The 25070-nt window shown below is 68.8% G+C and carries 23 protein-coding genes and 1 pseudogene; 12 read left to right on the top strand and 12 right to left on the bottom strand.

The features are described from left to right. Window positions 1-72: 72 nt before the first annotated feature. The 4 genes from A5708_RS00915 (at window position 73) to dxs (ending at window position 6981) form a co-directional block, all read left to right on the top strand. Window positions 73-2067, top strand: coding sequence for an APC family permease (locus A5708_RS00915; protein WP_065026824.1), 1995 nt, complete (start codon window positions 73-75; stop codon window positions 2065-2067). Beyond that, entirely contained in the window at window positions 2064-3290 is a 1227-nt protein-coding gene (locus A5708_RS00910) for a class I SAM-dependent RNA methyltransferase (protein ID WP_419538287.1), read from the top strand. Before A5708_RS00915 ends, A5708_RS00910 begins: the two co-directional genes overlap by 4 nt. Before the next feature lie 246 nt (window positions 3291-3536). After that, window positions 3537-5000 carry a cation:proton antiporter gene (locus A5708_RS00905; RefSeq protein WP_065026922.1) on the top strand — a complete coding sequence of 488 codons (1464 nt, stop codon included), beginning with the start codon at window positions 3537-3539 and terminating at the stop codon, window positions 4998-5000. 55 nt (window positions 5001-5055) lie between these two features. Next, window positions 5056-6981, top strand: coding sequence for a 1-deoxy-D-xylulose-5-phosphate synthase (gene dxs / locus A5708_RS00900; protein ID WP_065026822.1), 1926 nt, complete (start codon window positions 5056-5058; stop codon window positions 6979-6981). Between the two features lie 124 nt (window positions 6982-7105). Here dxs and A5708_RS00895 read toward each other — a convergent pair whose 3' ends face one another. The 3 genes and pseudogenes from A5708_RS00895 to A5708_RS00885 form a co-directional block, all read right to left on the bottom strand. After that, on the bottom strand, window positions 7106-8404 hold the full coding sequence (locus A5708_RS00895) for an HRDC domain-containing protein (RefSeq protein ID WP_065026821.1): 1299 nt from the start codon (window positions 8402-8404) through the stop codon (window positions 7106-7108). A gap of 1 nt (window position 8405) precedes the next feature. Next, window positions 8406-9072: pseudogene (locus tag A5708_RS00890) on the bottom strand (DUF3000 domain-containing protein). An 89-nt stretch (window positions 9073-9161) separates the two neighbouring features. Continuing rightward, entirely contained in the window at window positions 9162-9971 is an 810-nt protein-coding gene (locus A5708_RS00885; RefSeq protein ID WP_065026920.1) for an enoyl-CoA hydratase/isomerase family protein, read from the bottom strand. An 88-nt stretch (window positions 9972-10059) separates the two neighbouring features. Between A5708_RS00885 and hemE the strand changes: the two genes are divergently transcribed. The 4 genes from hemE to A5708_RS00865 are packed head-to-tail and all read left to right on the top strand — an operon-like array spanning window position 10060 to window position 13985. Further along, complete coding sequence (hemE, locus tag A5708_RS00880; protein ID WP_065026820.1) at window positions 10060-11109, top strand: uroporphyrinogen decarboxylase; 1050 nt, start codon at window positions 10060-10062, stop codon at window positions 11107-11109. Further along, window positions 11106-12482, top strand: coding sequence for a protoporphyrinogen oxidase (locus A5708_RS00875; protein ID WP_065026819.1), 1377 nt, complete (start codon window positions 11106-11108; stop codon window positions 12480-12482). Before hemE ends, A5708_RS00875 begins: the two co-directional genes overlap by 4 nt. 5 nt (window positions 12483-12487) lie before the next feature. Next, complete coding sequence (hemQ, locus tag A5708_RS00870) at window positions 12488-13183, top strand: hydrogen peroxide-dependent heme synthase (RefSeq protein WP_007774838.1); 696 nt, start codon at window positions 12488-12490, stop codon at window positions 13181-13183. 49 nt (window positions 13184-13232) lie between these two features. Beyond that, on the top strand, window positions 13233-13985 hold the full coding sequence (locus A5708_RS00865) for a class I SAM-dependent methyltransferase (protein WP_065026818.1): 753 nt from the start codon (window positions 13233-13235) through the stop codon (window positions 13983-13985). A 118-nt stretch (window positions 13986-14103) separates the two neighbouring features. Here the strand turns inward: A5708_RS00865 and msrB are convergent, their stop codons facing one another. From msrB to A5708_RS00845, 4 genes are all read right to left on the bottom strand, one after another. Continuing rightward, entirely contained in the window at window positions 14104-14529 is a 426-nt protein-coding gene (gene msrB / locus A5708_RS00860) for a peptide-methionine (R)-S-oxide reductase MsrB (RefSeq protein WP_065026817.1), read from the bottom strand. A gap of 71 nt (window positions 14530-14600) precedes the next feature. Further along, entirely contained in the window at window positions 14601-15944 is a 1344-nt protein-coding gene (gene aftC, locus A5708_RS00855; protein ID WP_065026816.1) for an arabinofuranan 3-O-arabinosyltransferase, read from the bottom strand. A gap of 28 nt (window positions 15945-15972) precedes the next feature. Then, the gene (locus A5708_RS00850) at window positions 15973-17538 is read right to left on the bottom strand and encodes an alpha/beta fold hydrolase (RefSeq protein WP_065026815.1); all 1566 of its coding nucleotides are present in this window, start codon (window positions 17536-17538) and stop codon (window positions 15973-15975) included. Between the two features lie 14 nt (window positions 17539-17552). Beyond that, window positions 17553-18350 carry a pyrimidine reductase family protein gene (locus A5708_RS00845; protein ID WP_065026814.1) on the bottom strand — a complete coding sequence of 266 codons (798 nt, stop codon included), beginning with the start codon at window positions 18348-18350 and terminating at the stop codon, window positions 17553-17555. On the opposite strand from A5708_RS00845, the gene zapE reads away from it, so the two are divergent. After that, window positions 18349-19470, top strand: a complete 1122-nt coding sequence (gene zapE / locus A5708_RS00840; protein WP_155765830.1) for a cell division protein ZapE — start codon at window positions 18349-18351, stop codon at window positions 19468-19470. The genes A5708_RS00845 and zapE overlap by 2 nt on opposite strands. Here the strand turns inward: zapE and A5708_RS00835 are convergent. From A5708_RS00835 to A5708_RS00825, 3 genes are all read right to left on the bottom strand, one after another. Next, window positions 19448-19996, bottom strand: coding sequence for a GNAT family N-acetyltransferase (locus tag A5708_RS00835; protein ID WP_065026812.1), 549 nt, complete (start codon window positions 19994-19996; stop codon window positions 19448-19450). The two genes, zapE and A5708_RS00835, sit on opposite strands and share 23 nt — an antisense overlap. Then, window positions 19984-20499: a DUF1942 domain-containing protein gene (locus A5708_RS00830; RefSeq protein WP_155765833.1), complete on the bottom strand. Its 516-nt coding sequence runs from the start codon at window positions 20497-20499 to the stop codon at window positions 19984-19986. The genes A5708_RS00835 and A5708_RS00830 overlap by 13 nt, the downstream gene beginning before the upstream one ends. Window positions 20500-20606: 107 nt before the next feature. Further along, a complete protein-coding gene (locus tag A5708_RS00825; RefSeq protein WP_065026810.1) occupies window positions 20607-21368 on the bottom strand; it encodes a Clp protease N-terminal domain-containing protein in 762 nt (253 codons plus the stop codon). A gap of 154 nt (window positions 21369-21522) precedes the next feature. Between A5708_RS00825 and A5708_RS00820 the strand changes: the two genes are divergently transcribed. From A5708_RS00820 to A5708_RS00810, 3 genes are all read left to right on the top strand, one after another. Beyond that, window positions 21523-21864 carry a DUF732 domain-containing protein gene (locus tag A5708_RS00820; protein ID WP_065026809.1) on the top strand — a complete coding sequence of 114 codons (342 nt, stop codon included), beginning with the start codon at window positions 21523-21525 and terminating at the stop codon, window positions 21862-21864. Window positions 21865-22236: 372 nt separating this feature from the next. After that, window positions 22237-22581 carry a DUF732 domain-containing protein gene (locus A5708_RS00815; protein WP_065026808.1) on the top strand — a complete coding sequence of 115 codons (345 nt, stop codon included), beginning with the start codon at window positions 22237-22239 and terminating at the stop codon, window positions 22579-22581. Between the two features lie 30 nt (window positions 22582-22611). Beyond that, on the top strand, window positions 22612-23568 hold the full coding sequence (locus A5708_RS00810) for a cytochrome c oxidase assembly protein (RefSeq protein WP_065026919.1): 957 nt from the start codon (window positions 22612-22614) through the stop codon (window positions 23566-23568). Between the two features lie 4 nt (window positions 23569-23572). Here A5708_RS00810 and A5708_RS00805 read toward each other — a convergent pair whose 3' ends face one another. Both A5708_RS00805 and A5708_RS00800 read right to left on the bottom strand, forming a co-directional pair. Next, entirely contained in the window at window positions 23573-24493 is a 921-nt protein-coding gene (locus tag A5708_RS00805; protein ID WP_065026807.1) for a cation diffusion facilitator family transporter, read from the bottom strand. A gap of 40 nt (window positions 24494-24533) precedes the next feature. Further along, window positions 24534-24929: a hypothetical protein gene (locus A5708_RS00800; protein ID WP_065026806.1), complete on the bottom strand. Its 396-nt coding sequence runs from the start codon at window positions 24927-24929 to the stop codon at window positions 24534-24536. Between the last annotated feature and the right edge of the window lie 141 nt (window positions 24930-25070).

The raw sequence follows: 25070 nt of genomic DNA, 5'->3' as shown, positions 1-25070 counted from the left end.
AGCCGTTTCGGTCGGCGAACATTCTCCTACGAACGCTACCGCCAAACCTGTCTGGGCTTACTCTTGGCTCTCGTGTCCAAACTTTCAACCGCCACCCGTCGGTTGCTTATCGGTCGGCCGTTTCGCAGCGACCGGCTGAGTCACACGCTGCTGCCCAAGCGGATCGCCTTGCCGGTGTTCGCCTCCGACGCGCTGTCCTCGGTTGCTTACGCGCCCGAGGAGGTCTTCCTGATGCTCTCGGTGGCCGGGGTGACGGCGTATGCGCTGACACCGTGGATCGGGCTCGCGGTGGCCGCGGTCATGCTGGTGGTGGTGGCCAGCTACCGGCAGAACGTGCACGCCTACCCGTCCGGCGGCGGCGACTACGAGGTGGTCACCACCAATCTCGGTGACACCGCCGGGCTCGTCGTCGCCAGCGCGCTGATGGTGGATTACGTTCTGACCGTTGCGGTCTCGACGGCGTCGGCGATGGCGAACATCGGCTCGGCGATCCCGATCGTGGCCCAGCACAAGGTGTTCTTCTGCGTGGTGTCCATCCTGCTGGTGATGGCGCTGAACCTGCGTGGGGTGCGCGAGTCCGGGTTGGCGTTCGCCATCCCGACCTATGCCTTCATCGTCGGCGTGCTGGTGATGATCGGCTGGGGTCTGTTTCGGATCTTCGTGCTGGGCAATCCGCTGCGGGCCGAATCCGCCGGATTCCAGATGCACTCGGCGCACGGCCAGATCGTCGGTTTCGCGCTGGCGTTCTTGGTGGCGCGGTCGTTCTCGTCGGGGTGTGCGGCGCTGACGGGTGTCGAGGCGATCAGCAACGGGGTGCCGGCGTTTCAGAAACCCAAGTCGCGCAACGCGGCGACCACCCTGCTGATGCTGGGCGGCATCGCGGTGACCCTGCTGATGGGCATCATCGTGCTGGCCCAGCAGATCGGGGTCCAGCTCGTCGAGGATCCCGCGACGCAACTGGGCGGGGCGCCGAAGGGCTACTACCAGAAGACTCTGGTCACCCAGCTGGCGCAAACGGTGTTCGGCAGCTTCCACATCGGGTTCCTGCTGATCGCCACGGTGACCGCCCTCATTCTGGTGCTGGCGGCCAACACCGCCTTCAACGGGTTCCCGGTGCTCGGCTCGATCCTGGCGCAGCACAGCTATCTGCCGCGCCAATTGCACACCCGCGGAGACCGATTGGCGTTCTCCAACGGCATCCTGTTCCTGTCGGGCGCGGCGCTGCTGGCGATCATCGCGTTCCGCGGCGAGGTCACCGCCCTGATTCAGCTCTACATCGTCGGCGTGTTCATTTCGTTCACCCTGAGCCAGATCGGCATGGTGCGGCACTGGACCCGGTTGCTGCGCACCGAAACCGATCCGCGGGCGCGGCGCAAGATGATGCGCTCGCGAGTGGTCAACACGGTCGGATTGCTGTCCACCGGCACGGTGTTGCTGGTGGTCCTGGTGACCAAGTTCGCGTCCGGGGCGTGGATCGCGCTGTTCGCGATGAGCCTGTTGTTCGGAATCATGAAAATGATTCACCGGCACTACAACACCGTGAACCGCGAACTGGCAGAGCAGGCCGCTGCCCAAGACGACGTGGTCCTGCCCAGCCGCAATCACGCGGTGGTGCTGGTGTCGAAGCTGCACTTGCCGACGTTGCGCGCGCTGGCCTACGCCAGGGCCACGCGGCCCGACGTTCTCGAGGCCGTGACGGTCAGCGTCGACGACGCGGAAACCCGCGAGCTGGTGCGCAAGTGGGAAGAAAGCGATATCAGCGTCCCGCTCAAGGTCATTGCCTCGCCGTATCGTGAAGTCACCCGTCCCGTCCTGGAATACGTCAAACGGGCCAGGGAGGAGTCGCCGCGCACCGTGGTGACGGTGTTCATTCCGGAGTACGTGGTGGGCCACTGGTGGGAGCAGGTGCTGCACAACCAGAGTGCTCTTCGGCTCAAGGGCCGCCTGCTGTTCATGCCGGGCGTCATGGTGACTTCGGTTCCGTGGCAGCTGAGTTCGTCGGAACGGCGCAAGACCCTGCAGCCGCATGTGGCGCCGGGTGACGCTCGTCGGGGAATCTTCGATTGACCCGCGAATCGACCCGTGCGCCGCGCGCGACCCCACCCGCCGTGGGGGAGCTGACCCTGACCACCGGCGCCCCGGCCAACGGCGGCAGCTGCGTCGCGCACCACGAAGGCCGTGTGGTGTTCGTCCGGTATGCGTTGCCCGGTGAGCGGGTGCGTGTCCGGGTCACCGCGGATCGCGGATCCTATTGGCACGCAGAGGTTATCGAGGTCATCGATGCGGCGGCCGGCCGTATCGCGTCGCTGTGCCCAATCGCCGGGGTGGACGGCGCCGGTTGTTGCGACCTGGCGTTCGCCGACCCCGAGGTGACCCGCACGCTGAAGGCCGAGGTGGTGGCCAACCAGCTCGAGCGCCTCGGCGGGCATGCGTGGAGCGGCGAGGCCGAGCCGTTGGCGGATTCCGCGCCGACCGGGTGGCGCACCCGCGTTCGTCTCGACGTGGGCCCCGACCGTCGCCCGGGCTTTCACCGGTACCACAGCGACGAATTGGTGACCGACCTGCGTTGTGCGCAGCTGCCGGCGGGGATGCTCGACGGGATCGCCGACCTCGAGTGGCCGCCGGCCGCCCAGCTGCACGTGGCCGTCGACGACGACGGCGCGCGCCACGTGGTGCGCACGCTGCGGCAGGGCAGGCAGACCGCGACCAAGGTGGTGGAGGGTCGCTACGAGGCGGTGCAGCGAGTGGCCGGGCGCAGCTGGCAGGTGCCGGTAACCGCCTTCTGGCAGGCGCACCGCGACGCGGCGGGGGTGTACAGCGAGCTGGTCGCCGACTGGGCGCAGCTGGGCACCGGCATGCGTGCGTGGGATTTGTACGGCGGCGCAGGGGTTTTCGCCGCGGTGCTCGGTGATGCCGTGGGCCCGTCCGGGCGGGTGCTCAGTGTCGATACGTCGCGCGCGTCGACCCGGGCCGCCCGGGTCGCCTTGGCCGATCTGACGCAGGTGCACATCGTCACCGACTCGGTGCGGCGCGCGCTGGTGGCGCAGCGCGGGCGCGCCGACGTCGCGGTGCTGGATCCGCCGCGGGCGGGGGCCGGGCGCGAGGTCATCGATCTGCTGGCCGCCGCCGGCATTCCGCGGGTGGTGCACATCGGTTGTGAGGCGGCATCTTTCGCCCGCGACATCGGCATCTACCTCGGGCACGGATACACCGTGGAGCAGATCAAAGTCTTCGACGCCTTCCCGCTGACGCATCACACCGAATGCGTCGCGCTGCTGACCCGCAAGTGAAAGAGAGGTCGGGAGTCCACGATGAGGTGAGCGCCGACGCTAGACCCGTCGCCGCCATGCCTCTACGGGAGATTCTTCCCGGGAGCGGCTAAACTCCGTTGCGGTGTGCCGGGAAGTCTGGTCGGCGATGTCTTTGTCGACCAACCGAAAGGCTTGGGTGTCTACCACCAGAGATCGCGCCGCGACCGTCGGGTCGTGCCGGTCGGATGCACGATATGGGCTCAGCCGCACGCGATTGCGGCCGTTGTGAGCGAAACAATTCGTTACGCGCTGGTCGTCTTGTTATCCAGCGCAGTCGGTTTGGTCGCGGTGCTGGCGAACCGCCTCACCGAGCGGGTGAAGATCCCGGTGGCCCTGCTGGTGCTCGTCGGAGCCGCCGTGGCGGTGCGCGCGCTGCCCGCGGTACAACCACCGTCCGAGCGGACCGTGGAGCGGGTCATCACCATCGCGCTGGTGTTGGTGTTGTTCGACGGCGGCATGCATATCGGGCCGGCGCGCTTTCGCGCGGCGGCCGTCCCGATCCTGTCGGTGGGCGTGCTGGGAACCGCGCTCACCGCCGGTGGGGCGGCACTGATCGTGCACTACGTCTGCGGAATCGGCTGGTTCCCGGCGGTACTCGTGGCCACAGCCGTGGCTCCTACCGATCCCGCCGTGGTCTTCTCTGTGTTGGGCAAACGCGAGATCAGGGGGCGCATCGGCACGATCCTGGAGGGCGAGTCCGGTGCCAACGATCCGGTCGGCATCTCCTTGATGTCGAGCCTGATCGCCGCCGGTGGTCTCAGCGCGGCCGGATTCGCCGGCGTGGGAGCTAAATTCGCTCTGCAAATGGCGATCGGCCTGGCGGTCGGGGTGGTTGGCGGCCGTGCCCTGCTCGCGTTCATGCGCCGGGTGGCATTGCCGAGCGAAGGTCTGTACCCGCTGCGAACGCTGGCATCCTGCCTGATGTTGTACGGCATCGCCACCCTGGCGCACGGCTCGGGATTCCTCGCGGTGTTCGTCGCCGGCATCGTGATCGGCGACGCCCGCGCGCCCTACAAGCCGGAGATCAAGCGTTTCCACGCTGCCCTGGCCGGACTGGCTGAAATCGTCGCGTTTGTCGTTCTGGGTTTGACCGTCGACCTCAATGTGCTTGCCCATCCCGATGTTTGGATCCCGGGGCTGGTCCTCGGTGTGGCCTTGACGGTGGTGATCCGACCGTTGGCGGTGGGGTCCAGCCTGTTTCGCGTCCGGCTCGAGCGAAACGAACGCATCTTCGTCCTCTTTGCCGGGCTCAAGGGCGCGGTGCCGATTCTGCTGGGCGAATTCCTGCGGGCCGCGCACGTCGCCGACGCGGAACGCCTCTACGGCATCGTCGTCGTCGTCGTCATTTTTTCGGTACTGGTGCAAGGCGGTTCCGTGCCGGGTGTCGCTCGGCTGTTGCGTCTGCCCATGCGCACGGTCGAGACCCAGCCGTGGCAGATCGGTGTCCGGCTCGCGGACGAACCGGAGGGTGTCCACCGCTTCAGCGTTGCCTCCGGGTCTGAGGCGCAGGGGTGCACGGTCGAGGGTCTCGGTGATCGTGTCGGCGACATCTGGGTGAGCATCGTGGTCCGGGCCACCGGCCTGGTTCCGGTGCGGGGCGACACCGAACTTCAGACCGGCGACGAGGTCGTCATCCTGGCGGATCCCGAACTTCACGGCACCCTGGCCGACCTCTTCGGGCCGCCCTAGGCCGGCCGCCGGCCGCTTACCTGGTGTGCTCGCCGCCGCTGCGTAGACTGACTGGATGCTGGAACAGATCCGTGGGCCCGCCGATCTGCAGCACCTTTCCCAACATGAACTTCGCGAACTGGCCGCCGAGATTCGCGAGTTTCTGATTCACAAGGTTGCTGCCACGGGGGGACACCTGGGGCCGAATCTGGGCGTGGTCGAGCTGACCCTCGCCCTGCACCGGGTGTTCGACTCACCCCACGATCCGATCATCTTCGACACCGGCCATCAGGCCTACGTGCACAAGATGCTGACGGGCCGCTCCCACGACTTCGAAAGCCTGCGCAAGAAGGGTGGGCTGTCCGGATATCCGTCGCGCGCCGAGAGCGAGCACGACTGGGTGGAATCCAGCCACGCCAGCGCCTCGCTGTCCTACGCCGACGGCCTGGCCAAGGCCTTCGAACTGAGCGGGCACCGCAACCGGCACGTGGTCGCGGTGGTCGGCGACGGCGCGCTCACCGGCGGCATGTGCTGGGAGGCGCTGAACAACATCGCCGCCTCCGGCCGCCCGGTCATCATCGTGGTCAACGACAACGGCCGCAGCTACGCCCCGACGATCGGCGGTGTCGCCGACCATCTCGCCTCGCTGCGGCTGCAGCCGGCCTACGAGCAGGCGCTGGAGAAGGGCCGCGACGCGCTGCGCGCGCTGCCGCTGGTCGGCAAGATCGCGTACCGCGTCATGCACAGCGTCAAGGCCGGCATCAAGGACTCGCTGTCGCCGCAGCTGATGTTCACCGATCTGGGCCTGAAGTACGTCGGCCCGGTCGACGGCCACGACGAACGCGCGGTGGAGGCCGCGCTGCGCCACGCCCGCGGTTTCGGCCGCCCGGTGATCGTGCACGTGGTGACCCGCAAGGGGATGGGCTTCGCGCCGGCCGAGGACGACGAGGCCGAGCAGATGCATTCCTGCGGCGTCATCGATCCGGTCACCGGCCAGGCGACCAAGGTCGCCGGCCCGGGCTGGACGGCGACGTTCTCCGACGCCCTCATCGGCTACGCCCGGAAGCGCCGCGACATCGTGGCCATCACCGCGGCCATGCCCGGCCCGACCGGGCTGACCCCGTTCGGGCAGCAGTTCCCGGACCGCTTGTTCGACGTCGGCATCGCCGAGCAGCACGCGATGACGTCGGCGGCCGGCCTGGCCATGGGCGGCATGCACCCGGTGGTGGCCATCTATTCGACGTTCCTCAACCGGGCCTTCGACCAGATCATGATGGACGTGGCGCTGCACCAGCTGCCCGTCACCCTGGTGCTCGACCGGGCCGGCATCACCGGTTCGGACGGCGCCAGCCACAACGGCATGTGGGACATGTCGATGCTGGGCATCGTGCCCGGCATGCGGGTGGCCGCACCCCGCGACGCCACCCGGTTGCGCGAGGAACTCGGTGAGGCGCTCGACGTCGACGACGGCCCCACGGCGCTGCGCTTCCCCAAAGGTGATGTGGGCGAGGACATCCCGGCGATCGAGCGCCGCGGATCGGGCATCTCGGGCGTCGACGTCCTCGCGGGCCCGGCCGCCGGTTGCAACCACGACGTGCTGCTGATCGGCGTCGGCGCGTTCGCGCCGATGGCGCTGGCGGTGGCCAGGCGGCTGCAGGACCAGGGGATCGGCGTCACGGTCATCGACCCGCGCTGGGTGCTGCCGGTCTCGGAGAGCGTTCTGGAATTGGCGGCCCAGCACAAGCTCGTGGTCACGTGCGAGGACAACGGGGTCAACGGCGGGGTGGGCTCGGCGGTGTCCGCCGCCCTGCGCCGCGCCGAGATCGACGTTCCGTGCCGCGATGTGGGGCTGCCGCAGCAGTTCTACGAGCACGCCTCACGCGGTGAGCTGCTGTCGGATCTGGCGCTGACCGATCAGGACGTGGCCCGCCGCATCACCGGTTGGGTCGCCGCGCTGGGCAGCGGTGTCGCCGAAGCGGAGATCCGCGAGCACCTCGACTAAGGCCGCGATCGCGAGTGCATCCAGGGCTTTGAGTGTGCGCTCAGGGCGGGATTTCGGCGATTTTTCCGCCCAGCGCTCACACCCGAGGCCCACGATTCACACTCAAAGCGCCAACACCGCGCAACTAGTCCTCGGACTCCGCAGGCGGGTCCTGTAACGCCCGGGCCAGAACGGGATCCACCAATTCCCGCTGCCACGGCCGCGCCTGCCCGGCGCGCAGGAACGTCTCGACGGCGTCGAACGGATCGGGCGCGGGCGCCCAGTCCCAGCACAGCCGTCGCACCAGGTCCGGCGACACCAGGTTCTCGGTGGGGACGTGCACCCGCTCGGAGACCTCGGACAGCGCCGAGCGCGCGGCCTCCAGCCGGGCGGCGGCCTCCGGTTTGCGCCTGCTCCACCGCGCCGGCGGCGGCGGACCGTTCGGCGGCTCGCTGTCTCCGGGTGGGTTCTTGTTCCGCCGGGCCTCGTCCAGCGCCCCCAGCCATGTCGCGGCGCTGCGCCGCTGATTGCGCCCACCGAACACCGGCAACGCGACAAGCTCCTCGACGGTCGTCGGGTTGGCCAGGGCGGCATCGATGATGGCCGAGTCGGGCAGGATGCGGCGCGGGGCGATGTCGCGGCGCTGCGCGATCCGGTCGCGCGTCAACCACAGTTCGCGGACCGCGGCCAGGCCTCGCTGATCGCGCACCCGATGGATGCCCGACGTTCGCCGCCACCGGTCCCGCCGCACGGCGGCGGCCGGATCTTTCGTACCCGCGTCGCGCAGGTAGTCGAATTCCTGTGCGGCCCAATCGGTTTTGCCCTGCTCGGCCAGCACGTCGGCTATCGCGGCGCGCAGCTCGATGAGCAGTTCCACATCCAGCGCGGCGTAGTTGAGCCACTCGGCGGGCAGGGGCCGCTTGGACCAGTCGGCCGCGCCGTGCCCCTTGGCCAGCCCGAAACCCAGCAGCCGCTCGACCATGGTCGCCAGGTTCACCCGTTCGAATCCGGCCAGCCGTCCGGCGAGTTCGGTGTCGTAGAGCGCCGGCGGCCGCATGCCCACCTCGGCCAGGCATGGCAGGTCCTGATCGGCGGAGTGCAGGATCCATTCGTCGCTGCCCAGCACCTCGGCTACCGGCCGCAGGGCTTCGAGCGGGTCGGCGCCGTGGCTCACCGGATCGATCAGCACGGTGCCGGAACCGGCCCGGCGGATCTGGATCAGGTAGGCCCGGTTGGAGTAGCGGAAACCCGACGCCCGCTCGGCGTCCACCGCGAACGGTCCGCGCCCGCGGTCCAGTCGCTGCGCGGCGGCCTCGATCTCGTGCACGCTTACCGAGATGGGCGGCACCCCCTCGGTAGGGTGCGGCAGCGGGGTGGGCGCGGGGTCGGTGCCGACGTCGCCGGGCACGCTGCCGCCCGGCCCGTCGGCCGACGGTTCGCCCATGCTAGGCGCGTGACCGCGAGCTCAGGTCGGTGACTCCGGCGGGGGGTAGGCCCGCGGCGTGCTCCAGTACCTCGCAGAACGCCTCGACGTGCCCGCCGACCGCGGGCGATGTCGCGGTCCACGACGCACGCAGCTCGAGCTGGTGGGCGCGCGGCGGCCCGGAGATATCTCCGTAGCGCACCGATGTGGTGGCGGTGACGGTGCCGCCCAGGGCGACGACTTGTTCCATACGTGACTCCAGTGCCTCGACTAGCCAGCTCCACGCTACTTCGGGCAGCAGCGGGTCGACCGCCTCACTGGGGTCAAGGTCAGCCTGGATGTAGGCGACCATGCGGATGGTCCCGTCCCACGCGTCGGCCCCCTCGGGGTCGTACAGCAGGATCAACCGTCCGAAGGCGTCGCCGTCGGACCGCTCGGGAATGATGTCGCTGTCGGGATGTTTGACCTCGGCGCCCAGGGCGTAACTGTGGGGAGCCAAGCGTTGCGGCGGCCGGATGGGACCCAACTCGATCTCCGACCGCACGACGACGGCGTTCATCGCCTCCACCGCCTCGCGGAAGGGGGCCGGTTCGGATGAGGTCACTTGGCGCCGCTCCTGTTCATCCCGACCGTTCTGCGTCGTCACGGCACGGGTCACAGGGATCGACGCTAGACCTACAGCCCGACACGCCGCGACAGGCGCGCCGCGTTTCAAACCGGCCGCGACCAAGCCGTTACCAGGCCTCCACCAAAGCTATATGTGCAGCTCAGGCCGCGGTCAGCGGGTGAAACGCGCCTGGCGCTTCTCGCGGTGCGCGGCCAGGCCTTCCTGCACGTCGGGGCCGCTGAAACTGAGGAATTCCAGGCCCACCGAGGTCTCGAAGGTGGGCTCCATCATGCGATACCAATGGTTGAGGCTGCGCTTGGTCCACTGGATCGCGTTCTGCGCGCCCTGCGCCAAATTCTCGGCGATGCGGGTGGCGGTGGACAGCACGTCGTCATCGTCGACGCAGGTGGACACCAGCCCGATCCGCTCGGCTTCCTCGCCCAGCAGCGTCTCGCAGGTCAACAGGTAGTACTTGGCCTTGGCCATGCCGACCAGCAGGGGCCAGCAGATGGCGGCGTGGTCGCCTGCCGCCACGCCCAGCTTGGTGTGCCCGTCGATCAGCTTGGCGGTCCGGCCCGCCACCGAGATGTCGGCGAGCAGGGCCACCACCAGGCCCGCGCCCACCGCAGGCCCCCGGATGGCCGACACGACGGGGGTGTCGCAGTTGATCATGTTGTGCACCAGGTCGCGGGCTTCGCGCATGATCCGGAGCCGGCCCTCGTAGTCGTTGATCGTCTCGTCGATCAGGTCGAAGCTGCCGCCGGAGGAAAAGGCCTTGCCTTCGCCGCGGACCAGCACTGCGCGCACGGCCGGATCGCGGTCGATCACCGGCCAGATGTCGGCGAGGTCGCGGTGCATCTGCGGCCCGACCGAATTCAGGCCGGGGGAGTCGAGAACCAGCGTCAGCACCCCGTTGTCTCCGAGTTCGCAGCGCAGGCTGGGAAACGCGTCGTAATTCGCTGGGGGCTGACTCACTGGCATCTCCGAGCTCCTGACGTTCAAACGGTCGCGGTCGTTGATCGTACGCAGCGCAGTTCGGTGTTCTCCGGTCATGGCAGCATTGAGGCTGATGAGTACTCGCCGCGACCTTCCCGAGTCGCCGTATCTGGCGGCCGTGAGCGGCCGCAAACCCAACAGGGTGCCGGTGTGGTTCATGCGGCAGGCCGGTCGCTCGTTGCCCGAATACCGGGCGCTGCGGGCCCAGACCGACATGCTGTCGGCCTGCTTCGACGCCGAGCTGGTCTGCGAGATCACCCTGCAGCCGGTGCGTCGCCACGACGTCGACGCGGCGATCCTGTTCTCCGACATCGTGGTGCCGTTGCTCGGTGCGGGCATCGACCTGGACATCGTCGCCGGGGTCGGGCCGGTGATCGAGTCGCCGGTGCGCACCGCCGCCGACGTGGCCGCAATCAAACCCCTTGAGCGGCAACGGGTTCAGCCGGTGTCCGACGCGGTGTCGTTGCTGGTGGCCGCGCTCGGCGACGTCCCGCTGATCGGCTTCGCGGGCGCCCCGTTCACGTTGGCGTCCTATCTGATCGAGGGCGGCCCGAGCCGACACCACGCGCGCACCAAGGCGATGATGCTGGCGGAGCCGGACACGTGGCACGCGCTGATGGAGAAGCTGACCGACATCACCGTGGGCTTCCTGCGGGTGCAGCTGGAGGCCGGAGTGGACGCCATCCAGGTGTTCGACTCGTGGGCTGGTGCGCTGTCCCTGGCGAATTACCGCAGCTACGTGCAGCCGCACAGCGCCCGGGTGTTCGCCGCGCTGGCCGACTACGGCGTCCCGATGACCCACTTCGGGGTCGGCACGGCCGAACTGCTGGGCGCCATGTCGTCGGTCGGGGCGAATGTGGTGGGCGTGGATTGGCGCACTTCCCTGGCCGACGCGGCCACCCGCGTGCAGCCCGGTACGGCGTTGCAGGGCAACCTCGATCCGGTGGTGGCGCTGGCGGGCTGGCCGGTGGTGGAGCGCGCGGCGCGCGCGGTCGTGGACGACGGCCGACGGGCGATCGACGCCGGCGCCGCCGGTCACGTCTTCAACCTCGGCCACGGCGTGCTGCCCGAAACGGATCCCGGCGTGCTGACCGACCTGGTGTCGCTGGTCCACTCCCTATGACTTCTCCCGCGTATTGTGTTGTGGGGGGCGGTATTTCGGGTCTGACGGCGGCCTATCGGCTCCGTATGGCCGTCGGCGACGACGCCGCGATCACGCTGTTCGATCCGGGAGACAGACTCGGCGGCGTCCTGCGCACCGAGGTGGTCGGCGGGGTGCCGATGGACCTGGGTGCCGAGGCGTTCGTGCTGCGCCGACCCGAAATGCCCGCACTGCTGGACGAACTGAATTTGTCTGGACGCCAACGGGTTTCGACGGGCGCGCGCCCGCTGATCTACAGCCGGCAGGAACTGCGTGCGCTGCCCGCGGGCACCGTGGTCGGGATCCCGTCGTCGGCGGCGTCGGTGGCGGGACTGGTCGACGAGGCCACGATGGCCCGCATCGAAGCCGAGCCCACCCGCCCGCTGGCATGGGAACCGGGCGGCGATCCCGCGGTGGCCGACCTGGTGGGCGAGCGATTCGGCGAGCAGGTGGTGGCCCGGTCGGTGGATCCGCTGCTCAGCGGGGTCTATGCGGGTTCGTCGGCCACCATCGGCCTGCGCGCCGCCGCCCCGGCCGTGGCGGCGGCGCTGGACCGCGGCGCCACCAGCCTCACCGACGCCGTGGGGCGGGCGCTGCCGCCGGCCACCGGCGCCCCGGTGTTCGGGTCGCTCGAGGGCGGCTACCAGGTGCTGATCGATGAGCTGCTCGCTCGCGGGCGCCCGCGCTGGGTGCGCGCGGCGGTGTCGCGGCTCGAGCCCGCGGACGCCGGCTGGACGGTGCTCGACGCCACGGGCGCGCGCTGGGCCGCCGACGCGGTGATCCTGGCCGTGCCGGCGGGGCAGTGTTGCCGGCTGCTGAGCGAGATCGCCCCGCGCAGCGTCGCCGCGGCCGGCCGCATCGCCAGCGCATCGTCGGTGGTGATGGCGCTCGCCGTGCCGGGCGATACCGCGTTCCCGGACTGTTCGGGTGTGCTGGTGGCCACCGGTGAGCGATTGCGGGCCAAGGCCATCACGCTCTCGTCGCGCAAGTGGGGTGCCCGGGGTGACGCGCAGCTGCTGCGGCTGTCGTTCGGGCGGTTCGGCGACCGCGTGGCGGCCGACACCTCCGACGGCGAGCTGCTGACCTGGGCGCTGGGCGACCTGGCCACCGTGTTCGGGCTGACCGTCGACCCCGTCGACGTCCGCATTCAGCGCTGGACCGACGCGATGCCGCAGTACGGGCCGGGCCATGCCGAGTTGGTCGCCGAGGTGCGGGCGGGCCTGCCCCCGACGCTCGCGGTGGCCGGCAGTTACCTCGACGGCATCGGCGTGCCGGCCTGCGTCGGCGCTGCCGGTCGCGCGGCCGAGCGTGTGATCAGGGCCATCGGTGACTTGGATGCGCAGGTGGCACGATAGGTTCCATGGCCAAGCTCGACTACGACTCGCTCAACTCCACGATCCGTTACCTGATGTTCTCGGTGTTCTCCGTAGAGCCCGGTGAGCTCGGTGACCAGCGCGACGACGTCATCGATGAAGCGTCGACGTTCTTCAAGCAGCAGGAGGAGCGCGGAGTCGTGGTGCGCGGTCTTTACGACGTCGCGGGGCTGCGGGCCGACGCCGACTTCATGATCTGGACCCACGCCGAACGCGTCGAGGCGCTGCAGGCCACCTACGCCGATTTCCGGCGCACCACGGCGCTGGGGCGGGCCAGTTCGCCGGTGTGGAGCAGCGTGGCGTTGCATCGGCCGGCCGAGTTCAACAAGAGCCACATCCCGGCGTTCCTTGCCGGCGAGGAACCCGGCGCCTACATCTGCGTGTATCCCTTTGTGCGGTCCTACGAGTGGTATCTGTTGCCCGACGAGGAACGCCGCCGCATGCTGGCCGAGCACGGCATGGCCGCGCGCGAATACAAGGACGTCCGCGCCAACACGGTCCCGGCGTTCGCGCTCGGCGACTACGAATGGCTGCTGGCCTTCGAGGCTCCCGAACTGCACCGCATCGTGGACCTGATGCGGGAACTGCGCGCCACCGACGCGCGCCGGCACACCCGCGAGGAGACGCCGTTCTTCACCGGTCCCCGGGTTGCGGTCGAGCAGCTGGTGAACGCCCTGCCATGACCGCGCCGGCGACGATGCAGAGCGAAGCGATGAGGAGAAGCGGCGCCAAATGACAACGCCATTCGACCCGACCGATCCCACCCGCTTCGAGGAGATGTACCGCGATCAGCGGACATCGCACGGCCTGCCGGCCGCCACACCGTGGGACATCGGCGGACCGCAGCCGGTGGTCCAGCAGCTCGTCGCGCTGGGCGCCATCAAGGGCGAGGTGCTCGACCCGGGCACCGGCCCGGGCCATCACGCCATCTACTACGCGTCCAAGGGATATTCGGCGACCGGCATCGACGGGTCCGCCGGCGCCATCGAGCGGGCCCGGGAGAACGCCCAAAAGGCCGGGGTCTTGGTCAATTTCGAGCTGGCCGACGCGACGAAGCTGGAGGGGTTCGACGGCCGGTTCGACACGGTGGTCGACTGCGCCTTCTACCACACCTTCAGTACCGAGCCCGAGCTGCGGCGGTCCTATGTCGAGGCGCTGCACCGCGCCACCAAGCCGGGCGCGCGGCTGTACATGTTCGAGTTCGGCGAGCACAACGTCAATGGCTTCAAGATGCTGCGGTCGTTGTCCGAGAACGACTTTCGCGATGTGCTGCCGGGCGGTGGCTGGGAGATCACCTATCTGGGCACGACCACCTATCGGGTCAACGTCAGCGTCGAGTCCATCGAGGCGATGGCAAAGCGCAACCCCGACGTGGCCGACCAGGCGGAGAAGTTACTGGAGCGCTTCCGGGTGATCGAGCCGTGGCTCGAGGGCGTGCGGGCGCACGCCCCGTTCTGGGAAGTGCACGCCACCCGGGTGGACTGAGAGGGCTCACAGCCGCCCCGGGTACCGCGAAACTTAAACCACGGCGCCGGATTTCGGCGTGTCGTGTGCGTGGTTTACGTGTCGCGGCGTTGACGAACTATGGGAGACGGCCCCCGGGCTATCCGCCCGCGGGCACCAGCCGCAGCGAGACCGAGTTGATGCAGTACCGCTGGTCAGTCGGCGTCGGGTAGCCCTCGCCGGCGAACACATGGCCCAGGTGGCTGTGGCAGTTCGCGCACAGCACCTCGGTGCGCGTCGTGCCCATGGAATGGTCGGGCCGCAGGATCACCGCGTCGGACTTCGCCGGGTCGAAGAATGACGGCCAGCCGCAGTGCGACTCGAACTTCTCTGTGCTGCGGAACAATTCGGCACCACAGGCCCGGCACTGATACACGCCTTCGGTTTTGGTGTCGGTGTATTCACCGGTGAAGGGCCGCTCGGTGCCGGCCTGGCGCAGTACGTGGAACTCTTCCGGGCTGAGTTTCTTGCGCCACTCGTCGTCGCTCAGTTGCACCTTGGGCTGCGACACGTCGGGGGAGGTCATGCATCCACGCTAGCGCGCATGGCGGCGATCCGCCGCGCCCGGGCCGGCAGCGTCCGCGATCGGCGTGAGGCTCAGCGGACGTGAGCCGCTGCGCCGGGCTCCGCCGCGGGCGCGATCGCCTCGCGCTCGCGCTCGGCCGTCAGCCACGCGGGATCGATGCCGTCGTCCAGCCGGTTCTCGGCCTTGGCATCCAAATAGCGGAAGAGCAGCACGGTGAAGGCGACGATCAGCAGCAGCGACCAGCCGTAGGTGATCTTGAGATAATGCAACGCGCGGCCGTATCTCATGTACTTGTAGATCAGCCAGTCGTCCAGCGCCATGAAGCCATAGATCCCGAGCCAGGCCGGCCAGTTGCGGATCAGCGAGTTACGCAGCACCACCGTCATCAAGAACGGGAACAGCATCATCGAGTAGTAGCCCTGGGCCAGTGATGACACCAGGAACGACCACAGCAGCAGCACACCCGACGAGCTGGTGAACCAGAACAGCGGGTCTCGGGTGCGGTAGTAGCGGTACAACAGCCACATCGCACCGATCATCAGCAGGGTGAACAGGATTCGCATGAACACGATCAGCCAGGTGGGCAGGCCGAAGTACACGCCGTTGCCCTCGACGGAGCTGTTGAAGTAGTCCCGGGTGCCCAGGAAGTAGGGCACCGTTTTCGTGACGAAGTCCATGGGATCGCTCACCAAAGGCCATGCGGCCACGTTGACGACGACGGGGACCGCGATGGCCGGCACCAGCGTTCGCCACTGGCGATTCAGCAGCGGCAGCAACAGCAGTGGGCCCAGTACGGGTTTGAGGGTGAGCGTCAGGCCGATCACCAAGCCGGCCCACCACTGGCGCCCGACCCTGCCGTCCAGCAACCACCGGAAGAACAGCACCTCCGCCAGCAGCACACAGCCGTTGATGTTGGTGAACACCAGCGTGCTGGTCACGCTTTCCGTACAGAACATGGCCAGCAGCAGGGCGGGCGCGGCCACCGAGGACAGCGTGAATTTGAACATCCGCAACAGCAGATACCAGGCGATCAGGATGGCCACGGTGTTGATCAGGATGAACAGGTAGCGCGACGGCGTGAAGGGCAGGTATCCGAACGGCGCCATCAACAGCGTGCCGCCCGGCGGGTACAGGTAGTGCGGGTCGACGTAGTCGAAGTGCTCGTTATAGATGTCCCAGCCGTGCCGGAAGTTGAGGACCGCGCGATACACCGGTTTGAAGTCGTCGGTGATGTTGCCGTTGAGCGTGAGGATGATGCTGCGGTGCAACACCGACATGATGGCTACCGGCCAGAGCGCCATCCGCAGCACCGTCGACGTGCTCAGCGGGCCGGTGCGGGGGCCAAAGGTGGTCAGGGTCCAATCACGCAAGCCGGTTCGGGTCGATTCAGCTGCCGTCACCAGCGCACCGTACACCGGCGCCCACGGACGCCGGAAAGCAGCGTCAGGCCGGGCAGTAGGTGTCGGTGTTGGGCAATTTGCCGCTGCTGAGGTAGCCGATCAGCGGCGGAACGGCGCAGCCCGAGAAGATGCTGGCGCCGTGGCCGATGCCCTGCCACATCACCCGCTTGCTGGCGGCGTTGGCGTTGATGATGCTGGCCGCGGTCGCCGCGACGCCGTCGGTGCCGACGATCGGATCGTGCTGCACGCCGAGCAGCAGCACGTCGACCTTGAGGGTCTTCGGCGTGGGCGGCGGCGACCCGGTGGGCCAGTGCACGCACTTGACCATGTTGAGCGCGGCGACGGTCCCGAAGTCGGGGTAGAGCTTGCCCCAGGCGACGACGAGCTCGCGCACCCGGTCCGGGGTGGGGCGGTTGACCGCGTCGCTGCACACGTTGACGAACTGGCCGTCGGAGTCCTGGATGGCGTTGGCGTGGTTGATCAGATTGTTCAGCGCGTTGGTGTCGCCGGAGCGGGCGCTTGCGAGCGCGTTGGCCAGGTTGGTGGTGGCGTTGACGCGGCCACCGGCGGGGTAGCCGAGCGCGACGGTGATGGCGTTGGCCACCTGCGCCACCGACGCGCCGCCGGGGCCCTTACCGGCACGGGCGTCGGCCAGCAGGGCGCTGACGGCGCCCTTCGGATCCGCGCCCAGCGCGCAGTTCACCGCGATGCACTGCGCGGCGAACGCGTCGAGCGCGGCCTGCTGCCCCTTGACCTGCTGCTCGGCGGCGGCTTCTGCGTTGGTGCCCAACGCAACCGGTGAGTCCAGGATCAGCCGGGCGACCTTGTCGGGCCGCGATCCGGCGTAGGCCAGCGCCACCTGCGCGCCGTTGCCGATGCCGACCAGCGCGAGGGTGGGCACGTCCCACAGGGCGCGCAACCGCTCGATGTCGGAGGCGGCGTGCGCGTCGTCGTAGGAGGATGCGTTGGGCCCGATCCCGACCGCGTCGCCGCAGTTGGTGGTGGCGGTGTTGGAGATCTCGGAGAGGTTCGCCACCGGGTCGTCGCCGGTCTGAAATTGCGACTGGTCGCGCATCTGCTGACGGTCGAACTTGTCGCGGCAGTCGATGGGGCTCGACATCCCGATGCCGCGGCGATCGACGGACACGATGGGGTGGGTGGCGAGCACGTCGGCGCCGGCCCGCGACAGCCAGACCGGCAGTTGCGCCGAGGACGGCAGATCCGAGCCGGTGGTGAAGACCAGCGGCCCGGCGTCCTGTGGTGTCTTGTCGGAGCGGGCGCGCACCACGCCGATGCTCAGGGTGCCGCCCCCGCCGTTGACCGGGTCCAGGTCGGCGTCGTAGTTCGCGCAGTCCAGCTGAACGCCGGCGGCGGCGGGGACGGCCGCGTCGGCGAACACCCTCGAGGTGCAGTCGTGCCACGCCAAGTCGTTCTTGGGCGCGGCGATCGGCGGTGGGCCGCTCGGCGCCGGCTTCGAGGTCGCCGCACCCTGCGGTCGCGCACCGGAATTGGTGGCGAACCGCGGATCTGCGGCCAGGCCCGGGACGCAGCCGGCCAGCAACGCGGTCACCGCAACCAGGATCGTGGCGCACGTGTACGGCCGACTCATGCCGACCACAGTAGCTAGGCCTTGACGTAGCGGGTGTAAAGGTAGCCGGCGTCGTCGGTCAGGACGTGGGCACACCGCATCCGGGTGAGCAGCTGCCCCGAGCCGGTCGCGATGCGTCGTGCCTGGCCGCCGACGAGGCAGGGCGCGATCGTCAGGCATAGCTCGTCGAGCATGTCGCGCCGCATCAGCGAGTCCAGCAGCGTCGGCCCGCCCTCGGTGAGGATGCGGCGCATGCCGCGCGCGCCGAGGGCCGCCAGCAGGGCGGCCTCGTCGACCTTCTCGGGATCGCGGCCGGAGCAGTCGAGTACCTCGCACAGGCCGCTGAGCGCGCGGCGCGTCTGCTCGGCCGCCGCGGTGCAGGTGAGCACCAGCGGCTGCACCTCGGTGCGGGTGAACACCGCCATATCCCGGTTGAGGTGGCCCGAGCCGGTCACGATCGCCAGCTGCGGGACCTCGCTTTGGCCGCGGGCCTGCCGCCGCTGACGCTCGGCGGCGCCGACCTGCGCGCCCGAGTAGCCCTCGATCCGCACCGTGCCCGCGCCCACCACGATGACGTCGGCGAGCTCGCGCAGCAGGTTGAAGATGAACCGGTCGCCCGGGCCGCCCATCGCGCCGCTGCTGCCGCCCGTGGTGGCCCCGCCGTCGACGCTGGTGATGAAGTTCGCGCGCACCCACGTCCCGTCGTGTTCGGGATACTCGTAGAGCCGGGGGAGGTCGCCGTCGTCGAGTCCGCGAACCGAGCCGAGCAGTGACAGCGGCGTCTCCGAGTTCGCGGACGTCGCGGAAGTCTCCGGGCCGCCAGAGTCGGGCATGGGTCTGATTGCAGCACGCCGCTACAGTTCCTGCATGCACGGGTCCACCTCCGCGGGCGCTTCGGGCGGCGTGGCTCATTTGGTGGATCGGCACCCGACGGTGTCGCCGCAGCGGCTGATCGCTCAGTTGCGACCACCCCCGACCTTCGCCGACGTGAGCTTCGCGACGTATCAGCCCGATCCGGCGGAGCCGACGCAGGCCGCCGCGGTGGTGGCATGTCAAGACTTCTGCCGGCAGGCCGTCGAGCGTCGCGCCGGACGGCGAAAACTGTTGGGCCGACGGGAGATTCTGCCCGGCGTCGGGCTCTACCTGGACGGTGGGTTCGGCGTCGGCAAGACGCACCTGCTGGCCTCGGCCTACTACGAGCTGCCCGGCGACGGTCCCGGCGGGTCACCGGATGGCCCGGCGCCCAAGGCGTTCGCGACGTTCGGTGAGCTTACCCAGCTGGCCGGGGTGTTCGGCTTCGTCGAGTGCATCGACCTGCTGGCCGATTACACGGCGGTCTGCATCGACGAATTCGAACTCGACGACCCGGGCAACACCACGCTGATATCGCGGCTGCTCTCGTCGCTGGTCGAGCGCGGGGTCTCGGTGGCCGCCACCTCCAACACGCTGCCCGAGCAGCTCGGTGAGGGCCGGTTCGCGGCGCAGGATTTTCTGCGCGAGATCAACACGCTGGCAAGCATTTTCACGACGGTGCGGATCGAGGGGCCCGACTACCGGCACCGCGGGCTGCCGCCCGCACCGCAGCCGCTGTCCGACGACGAGGTGGCCGCGCGCGCCGCGCGGGTCGACAACGCGACGCTCGACGACTTCGATGCGCTGTGCGCGCACCTGGCCACCATGCACCCGTCGCGGTATCTGACGCTGATCGAGGGGGTGAGCGCGGTGTTCCTCACCGGCGTGCACGGCCTCGACGATCAGAACGTCGCGCTGCGGGTGGTGGCGCTGACCGATCGGCTCTATGACGCGGGCATTCCCGTGGTGGCCTCGGGCACCAAGCTGGACACCATTTTCAGCGAGGAGATGCTGGCCGGGGGATACCGAAAGAAGTATCTGCGGGCCACTTCCCGGCTGCTGGCGCTGACCGCGGCGGCTAATCCAGCTCGCGGATCATGACATAGTCGCGCTCGACGCCGGCGCCGAGTTGAAACGTCCTGGTGCCAGTGATCGTGAACCCGCTCTTGAGGTAAAAGCGTTGGGCCCGTTGATTTGCCCGGTTCACGCCCAGCCAGACGCAGCGAACGCCCCAGTCGGCGGCGAGGGCCAGCATGTGTTCCATCAGCGCCGCCGCGGCCCCGCTCGCATGGTGATCGGGCAGGACATACATCTTCGACAGCTCGGCGGCCGGGCGGATTTCGACGGCCTGCTGCACGCCGGCGTGCTCGGAGACACCGCGAACCAGCATGGCGTAACCGATAATCCGGCCGTCCTGGCGCGCGGTGACGATGGCCCGATCCGGATCGCCCAGATACCGCGCGAAGTGGGCGGCCGAGAGGTTGGCGTCGATGAACGACGCGATGTTGTCTGCGGTCGCCGACGGCGGACATGCCAACGGAAAGGTCTGTGCCGCAACGGCGGCCAGGTCTAGGGCGTCACCGGAATCCGCCGGCGCGATCTGCAACGTTCCGGTCAGAGGTTCCACTGCGCGAGGTGATAGCCCGTCTTCTTGTCCAGCAGGACGACGGTGGAGACGGGATCGCGGTAGGCGTCCCAATACACGCCGCCGCGCACGATCGCCCCGTTCGGGGCGTTAACGAGCACGTTGTCCAGCGCGTCGGGCGCATCGGAGGCCCGCGGCTTGTAGGCGTCGGCGTTGGGGGTCACGCCGTTGAAATCCATCACGGTCGCCATGACGTACGGGTTGGGAACCCGGATCGCGCGGATGGTCACGTCGGCGCGCTCGACCGTGCTGCCCGGAAAGCCCTTGTAGGTGCCTTCGCGGGTGTAGCCGAATCCGGGTGGCGGGTCGCAGGGACCCACGCCGCTCACGGTGACGTCGGCGATGAACGTGCCGTTGTCCACCCGCAGCGTGTCACCGATGTGGCCGATCGGCGCATCCCCGGCCCACGCGCGGGGCAGCGGAACCGCGCCCACGCCGACGGTGATGACGCCGGCAACGGCAACCAAAAAGGCGGACGCCATCATCGGCCAGCGGTGCGTCTTCGCCATGTCGTGCCTCCTCGGCGCCGTTGCAGGGACCCTCGCATGATCGCATACGCGGTGAGGCTGAAGGGAGGGGTCGGCCGCACCCGTCAGCCGCCTCCGGCCGTGCCCGGCGCGAGATTCCCGCCGCCGGACAGGGTTTGCAGCGCCGCGATCAGATCCGCCTCGATCCGGTCTTTGTCGACGCCGCATCGGTGCAGCGGGCCGTCCCCGCCCTCCAACTCCAGCAGCGCAAGCAACTGGTGCTCGGTGCCGACGTAGTTGTGGCCGAGGCGAAGTGCCTCGCGCACGCTCAGTTCGAGCGCCTTGCGTGCCGGCCCGCTGAACGGAATGAGCTGTGGGGGTTCGGCATCCGCGCGCAGCGCGGAGATCGCCCCGGTCGCGGCGGCACGCAGCGCCTCGGTGTCGACCTTCTGCAGGTGCAGCAGCACCGTCGCCAGGGCGGCCGCATCGCCGAGCACACCGAGCAGCAGGTGATCGGGGGTGATCTCGCCGTTGCCCGCTTCGTGCGCGGCGTTCTGCGCCGCCACCACCGCGCCTCGCGCCCGCGGGGTGAAGCGCGCGAACCCCTGTTCGAGATCGAGGGCGGCGGCCTCGGCGCGCGGGACGAAGCGTTTCTGGGCGGCCTGCTTGGTGACGCCCATGCTCTTGCCGATGTCGGTCCAGGACGCGCCGGAGCGGCGGGCCTGGTCCACGAAGTGGCCGATCAAATGGTCGGCGATCTCGCCCAGGTGCTCGGCGGCCAGGACGGCGTCGGCCAGCTGGTCCAGCACGTCGGGTCGGGTGGACTTGATGGCGTCGATGAGTTCGTCGAGGCGGATCGGGTAGGCGATGCGGACAGGCTCGGGCATGGCGTCAACGCTAGGTTGACGCCCGGGCACTGTCAACCTCAGGTTGACGAGGTCGTGAGCCATGCCGCGCACATGATGGGGCTGGCCGTACGACGTGCGTCAAAGTTTGCTCTACGAGATGCGTGGCCTTCGCTTCTCTGTCAATCTGAGGTACATGAAACTCCTTCTCATTGTGGCAAGCATCGCCGCCGCAGTCGGAATGGCGGTGCCCGCCCACGCCGATGACACTGACGACGCATTTATCGCGTCACTGGATAAGGCCGGCATCACCTATTCCGACTCCGATGCGGCCGTCGGGGCGGGTAAATGGGTGTGTAAGACGGTAGTAAACGGCACGGGGATGTCGGATGTCGTGAGCACCTTGGAATCGAAGAACTCCGACCTGAGCGATGACAAGGCGAACGCATTCGCGGCGATCGCCGCCAATGCGTACTGCCCATACGTGGTGAGTAAGAGCTCGTCCGCCACCAGCGTGACCACCACAGGTTCGTCGTAGGTGCTCGCTCGCGCGCGACCCGTGTGCGGTGAATTTGATCTGGTTTTTACACTTCCGCGCGCCAACATGGAGTTGACGAAATCTGTCGTCAACATCTCACCCTTAGTATCTCGGTGATCGATACGGCAGACGTTGAACGGGAGAGCGTCTCAGGCGCACGTCCGATCGATTTGCTGAGTGGTCGTTCGGGACCACCCGCGATGCGTCCGCCCGGCGCAGTCGAGGTCCGCGATTTCGGGGCCCACGGCGCGTTGCCGTCCACCGCGACCGCAGACGGTGCGCCACAGCGGGGCAAGCGCGCGGGCGAGAGTTCACGCCCCGGTCCAGCTTCGAGATGCCGATCACCGACGGGTTTGCGACAATCACTGCGTTATGCGATTTCTCCTGGGGCTGACCAGCCTCGCAACCATGATCGTCTTGGCCGCGCCTGCGCACGCGGACATCGACAACGACCAGGACTTCCTCAAAGACCTCCGCGACGCGGGCCTCACCTACCAGGACGGCGGCAACGCGATCACCATCGGCAAGTCTGTGTGCGATCTGCTCGACGACGGCCAGTCCGACGCGAAGATCGTGACCGACCTGCGCAACCAGAATCCCGCCTTCCAAGGCGCCGCCGCGGCCAAGTTCACCTACCTCGCTGCCGCCCACTACTGCCCGAAGTACATCACCGGCGAGGACCGCGGTCCGAAGCCTGATGGGGCCGTCGGCAACTGAGCCGATCGCGCCCGCAATAGGCTGGTGGCCGTGCGCGTCGATCCCGGACCGCTGACTTGGGACGCGGCCGCTGCGACCTGGCATGTCGACCTCGTCTCCGCGGCCGTCGTCGCGGTGCTCGCCACCGGATATGCCTGGTGCTACCGGCGCACCCGTGGCGCCGAACGTCCGGTCCGTGCCGCGAATGCCGCCTGCTTCGGTGCGGCCATGCTGATGTGGCTGCTGGCCACGATCAGTGCGCTCGGTGCCTACGCATACGTCCTGTTCTGGGTGCGCGCGCTGCAGGTGTTGCTGCTGCTCTACGTCGTGCCGTTTCTCATCGCACAGGCCAAGCCGGTCACCGTCTTCCGCGACGCCGTCGGGCCGGCGGGCCGTGACCGCATCGATCGGTTGTTGGCGACGCGGTTCGCGCGCGTGCTCGTGCATCCGGCGACCACGTCGGTGGCGATGCTCGCCACGCCGTGGCTGCTGTACCTGACGCCCTGGTACACCGCCGCCCTGCGGACCGAGTGGATCGGTGCGCCCACGCGAATCCTGTTGGTGGCCTTGGGCTTCTGCTACTTCTATGCCCGGCTGCAGGAAGACCCGGTACCGCACCGCTACCCGCAGTCGATCTCGCTGCTGATCAGCGTGGCCGAGGCACTGGGCGACGGTGTCCTGGGATTGGTCATCTGGCAGGGCTCGTTGATCGGCGCGGCGTATTACGCCGGACTGCAACGGACTTGGGGCCCCGACCCGCGGCTCGACCAGACGATCGGTGCCGGCGTCTTGTGGATCCTCGGGGATCTGGTCGGGTGGCCGTTCGTGCTGCTGCTGATGCGCGCCATGTCTCGCGACGAGAAGGCCCACGCGGTCGCAGTCGACGCCGAACTGGACGAGGCCGAGGCGCGAAGCGCCCAGACCGAGGGGCCGGACAGTGAACCCCCTGCGCCGTCGGGGCTTTGGTGGGAGAACGACCCGCAGCTGCGGGAGAGGTTCCGCCGCTGAAGGGCTAGGCCGCGCGTGCCGTCCAGGTGAAGCTCTGCATCTGCGGGATCTGTGGCGCCAGTGCCGCGGCGACGCCGCGACCGATCTGGTCGGAGGCCGCCAGCGACGTGCCGGCGTTCAGGAATCCCTCCACCTCGACGCGCAGGGTCCGCCCGGTCCACCTGGCCCGGGCGTGCGCATGCGTCACACCGGGAACCGAGGCGGCGACGGCCTCGGCGGTGGTGATGATGTCGGGGTCGACGCCGTCGAGAAGGCGGTGCGCGATGTCGGCGGTCACCTCCCAGCCGACGTGGCAGATGAACCCGGTGACCACGATCCCGGCGACCGCGTCGGCCCAGCCCCAGCCCAGTGCCACGGCGATCAGCCCGAGCACCGCACCGCCCGACGACAACGCGTCCAGCCACGAATGCCTGGCGTCGGCCACCATGGTCGCCGACCGAATTCGCCTGCCCACCACCAGTTTGTAGCGGGCCACCAGCTGATTGCCGAGCACGCCGACGACCGCCGCGCCGATGCCCCAGCCCACGTAACCGGTTCCGCCGTGACGAAGCAGCTTGGTGACGCTTTCGAAACCGGCGACGACGGCGCTGCCCCAGATCACCAGCGCCACCCCGATCCCGGCGAGGTCTTCGGCGCGTTCGTAGCCGTAGGGATACCGCTCGGTGGGCAGCTTGCGCGACGCGCGGAAGCCGATGAACACCAGCGCGCTCGTGGAGACGTCCGACAGGTTGTGCAGCGCGTCGCCCAGCAGCGCCACCGAGCCGGACAGCAGCGCGATGACCAATTCGACCAGGCCGGTCAGCGCCAGTCCGACGGCGCTGACGGCAACGGCGCGATTGGCCTGTCGGCGCTCGCCGGCGTCGTCCGCCGCGTTGTCGAGGGGAAAGCTCGCCGCCGGGTCACGCACTCCGTTGATCACATGCATACCGCCAGCATGCCCTACTCGGCGGCGGCTCCCAAGCCCTTTACGGACCCCTCCGTTCGTACACCGTCACCCGGTCGCGTTGGCCCCACCACAGCACCGGTTGGCGGGAATCGACTTCGCTCCACCGTGTTTCGAGAATCTGATGCATCTGGTCGTCACCCGTGCCGCCGCCGCGGCCGTCGCCGACGTAGATGAGACGATTCCCGTTGTAGGCCAGCAGTATTCGCGCTCCGACGTCCTGGTCGTGGGGCGGCCAGGAGAGAAACAGTGTTCGGTCTGGGTGCAGGGCCGCCGCTTCGGCGCAATCCTTCGCGACGATCTGGGCGTCGACGCCCAGCTGGGTCAGCAGGTAGGCCCAATAACCCGTGCCCGCTATGGGATCGAGCAACCTGCCTTCGGCGTGGTCGGCCACGAACTGCACGGTCGAAGAGAACATGGCCCGCTCGCCGAACCGGCAATGGCTGGTACGCCGCTACTGCTGGACCATCCCCGATCCCGACACCGTGCAGTTCGTGGCCGACCACGCCGAAGGCAGGTTGCTCGATCCCATAGCGGGCACGGGTTATTGGGCCTACCT

It is taken from the genome of Mycobacterium colombiense, from assembly GCF_001672755.1.
GTDB lineage: Bacteria > Actinomycetota > Actinomycetes > Mycobacteriales > Mycobacteriaceae > Mycobacterium > Mycobacterium colombiense_C.
Note: the sequence above shows the minus strand (reverse complement) of the source record. Positions and strands in the feature narration are given on the sequence as shown.